The organism is Paenibacillus helianthi (assembly GCF_001909055.1).
In the GTDB taxonomy this organism is placed as follows: domain Bacteria; phylum Bacillota; class Bacilli; order Paenibacillales; family Paenibacillaceae; genus Paenibacillus_AQ; species Paenibacillus_AQ helianthi.
Window position 1 is genome coordinate 1 of the sequence record NZ_LVWI01000108.1, and the last position, 3,699, is coordinate 3,699.

At 31.3% G+C, this 3,699-nt stretch carries 3 protein-coding genes; all 3 read right to left on the reverse strand.

What is annotated here, in order from left to right:
- The coding region (locus tag A3844_RS32570) for a class I SAM-dependent methyltransferase (protein ID WP_074109503.1) at window positions 1-1,463 on the reverse strand (1,463 nt) is incomplete at its 3' end.
- Window positions 1,464-1,498: 35 nt separating this feature from the next.
- The gene (locus A3844_RS30785; protein ID WP_074109504.1) at window positions 1,499-2,842 is read right to left on the reverse strand and encodes an ABC transporter ATP-binding protein; all 1,344 of its coding nucleotides are present in this window, start codon (window positions 2,840-2,842) and stop codon (window positions 1,499-1,501) included.
- Complete coding sequence (locus A3844_RS30790) at window positions 2,832-3,629, reverse strand: ABC transporter permease (RefSeq protein WP_074109505.1); 798 nt, start codon at window positions 3,627-3,629, stop codon at window positions 2,832-2,834. Before A3844_RS30790 ends, A3844_RS30785 begins: the two co-directional genes overlap by 11 nt.
- Window positions 3,630-3,699 lie beyond the last annotated feature (70 nt).

Genomic DNA, 3,699 nt, shown 5'->3' on the forward strand with positions numbered 1-3,699 from the left:
CTATTAAAACGATATAAATTGACTATAGCTCTAAATAAAATAAACTCTGTTGGAATCATCTCGAATTTCCACTCTTGATCAAAAAAATAAAATTCCTCTTCTTTTATGAAGCAGTTTGAAAAAATTAGATCAATGTATCCGTCGATGTAAAAATAAAAAGAGCTGTTATTATCAGCTTTATTTGGTGTTGAACATGTCAAAAGTAGATTCCAAAATTGATCAATTACTTCAATGGCTCTATCTTTTTTTCTGTTTTTAAAGAAATCAAGAATTCTATCTTCAACAGTTTCAGAGGGAATAAAATCACTAACTAATCGGTTATTATTCAAACCTTCTTTGATCATAGGCATTCCCAATTTAGTAAGTTGGATATTATTATCCTCAATTCCCTCTAAATGCTTCAATGCCTTTCTATCACAAAATTTTTCCACTTTCTTATTGTTTACTATTCTTGTATGCACTCTCAAATATTCATACCTATCGTTGTTAAAAGTAACAAAAGAAACCTTTGAATCTTCATTATAGTTAAAAGTCGATTCAACAAAAAAAGAATTAGCCATCATAGGGAACAAATTGTTATCAATCACAGCATCAATGGCACTATGTTCACTCAAATGTAGATTTTCAATTTCAGCATAAAAAGGTCTGTATCTCTTTGAGTTTTTAATTGTAGGCAAAAAATCATCTGAGAATATAACCTGTGGAAGTTTATAATCTGGTAACGGATAATAAAATTGATTATTCTTAAACCCCGAAGAGAATAGTAACTGTTCAAGTTCATCTCGCCCAAATGTTCTTACTCCCTTAGAAGAAGGATATCCAGAGATTCCATCATATCGTACATTAGTGTGATCCTCTTTAGCACCACACCAATATTTAAGTCCCAATCTATTTTCTATAGCTATTAAAACCTTACCATTAGGAGCAAGAAACTTACTGACTTTCTTCAAGAATTCGTTATAAGGTTGTTCTTCATGAGTAAAGGACCCAGCATATTCCAACACACCAATTAAAGTAATATAATCGTACTTATAGGGTAACTCAATATCGTTTAAGTTGCCGACAATTATTTCTAAATTGTCTCGATTACAATTTCTAATCGCAATTGCCTCTGCTCTCCGTTTAGATAATTCTATTGCTGTCACATGACTAGCGTTATCACAAAGTGTACCGGTAATAGCCCCCATCCCTGCACCAATCTCTAATATCCTAGACCCTTGTTTAAAAGGATACCAATTAACAATATTTTTTCTAATATGAGATAAATGATAAACAATGGGCCAACGTGTATCCTTTTCGTATATATTTTCTATTTTTGTTTCATCACCTTGTGACTCTTTTAGATAATTTATAATTTCTTCTTCAATTTCCCCATCACTATAATTGTCTTTTCCATTATAGTATTTTAAATTCAGTAATTTAGAATAAGTTTGAAACTCATCTCCAGCACTAATGATACTCACCCCATTACAAATTTAAATTAGTTATCTAAAACAACTTAAATCAATTGTTCAATTTTCATTCCAAGATCTACAATACCAAATCCTAAAGAATCATGATGAAACTTCAAATGTATAAGATCGTACCTTCTATCTAGCGGCGGAGCCTCTAATCCAGGAACATCTTCAGCTATCCCTAATGAAATAAAATAATCCCCTTCTACAAGTTGAGGAACAAAAGCAAACTGAACACAGCAAATATTAGCCTCGTTTTGTGAAGAGACCTCAATCGAATCATCTCTGGAATTATTCCCATAAACAGTAACGCCATCTACCGTCTTAATAGTTAACCCGTAAATTGGAGAAGTTACGTTATCATTAAACTTTACTTTCATGATTATTTGAAGTAATTCCGTAGAGCTACAATCGATTGGATCTGCCATATCGTTTGATAATACAAAATAATCTATAATTTCAGCTCTTTTATCTCCCCATCTAAATTCATTTTGATTATAACTCCTTCTGTTTTCACAGTTTGAGACTAAATTCTCACTTGTAATAAATTCAATCGTTTCTTGAGAATATTTATTTTGTACTTTTATATCTAATTCTTTACTTTGAATGTTTACCTCTCGAGTTTCAGTCGTATCATTCATTTTTTTTTGTTTACCATAGAGTAAATCCAAGTAAGTATTAACAACCTCTTTCGGAAGCCCCTCCTGGATTAATTCTCCTTGATTAATTAAATACGCGTAGTCACAATGTCGTATTAGAAGTTCGGTTGCATGTGTAACAAAAAGAATAGTCTTTCCTCGTTCCTGAAATTCCTTAAACTTACGAAAACACTTACTCTGAAAACGTACGTCCCCTACAGCCAAAGCTTCATCAACAATAAGTATGTCAGGATCTGTATGAACTGCAGTTGCGAATGCTAATCTAAGGAACATACCGCTTGAGTAGGTCTTAACCGGTTGATCAATAAAGTGACCTATTTCAGCAAACTTTTCTATATCACTAAATCTATCATTAATCTCTTCTTTAGTTAAACCTAATATTGTAGCGTTCATATAAACATTTTCTCTTCCGGTAAATTCCGGATTAAAACCCGATCCCAATTCTAATAATGCCGCAATTCTACCATTAACCTTAATTTCACCACTAGTCGCCTTTAAAATACCTGTAATTATTTGTAGCAGAGTACTTTTCCCGGAACCATTTTGCCCTATTAAACCAATAGTCTTCCCTCTTGGGATATTTATACTAATATTATTTAAAGCATTGACTTCAGTAAACTTTTTAAAATTTTTAAATAACGAAGAAACCATTCTATCAGCAGGACTATTATATAAATAATACTTTTTACTTATATTTTTTATTTCTATAGCATTATTCTCAGATAACATCTGCAAATGCCCCTTTCAACTTTGTAAAGAAGTAATAACCACCTACAAAAATCACAAGCGATATGGAAGTAATATTTGCCCACTGAATCCAGTTTGGCATTTCACCCCATAATACAATTTCTCTCATCTGCTGTATCACTATTCCAAGAGGATTAAAATTATAGATACCTTTCAAATAATCCGGAACATTTTCAATTGAATAAAAAACAGGTGAAAGAAACAGTACGATTTGAAGAATTAGAGTAACAATATAATTTGTATCCTTGAAAAAGACTCCTAAAGCTGCTAAAAACCAAGCCAATCCCATCGATAATAAAATGATTGGAAATAAAACAACTGGAATTAGAAGAATTGTCCAAGATAAGGCTTGGCCCAAAAAAATGTTCATTATGATAAGTACAATTAAACTTATAAGTCCATTAAATAAAGCTGTTAGCATTAAGACAACAACCAGTATTTCAAGCGGAAAGATTATTTTTTTTACATAATTAACATTTGACTGAATAATCGTAGCGGACCGACTCAACACTTCTGAAAATAAATTATATACAATCATCCCAGTAAAAAGTGTCAACCCAAAAATAAATGTACTTTCATTTTCAGTGTTTCCCCATTTAGACTTAAATATCTCACCGAATACGATAGTATAGATAATCAGCATTATTAAGGGATTTAGAATTGACCAGATCATTCCCAACATTGAACCTCTATATTTAACTAATATATCTCTTTTAGTTAGTTGTGTTATTAAATTTTTATTTTTATAGATTGATGAAAAAACCGACATTAATCTCTCTCCTTAATTTATAGATGATATAGACTATCGATATATTATATATTTTGAAACAGTACTCTGT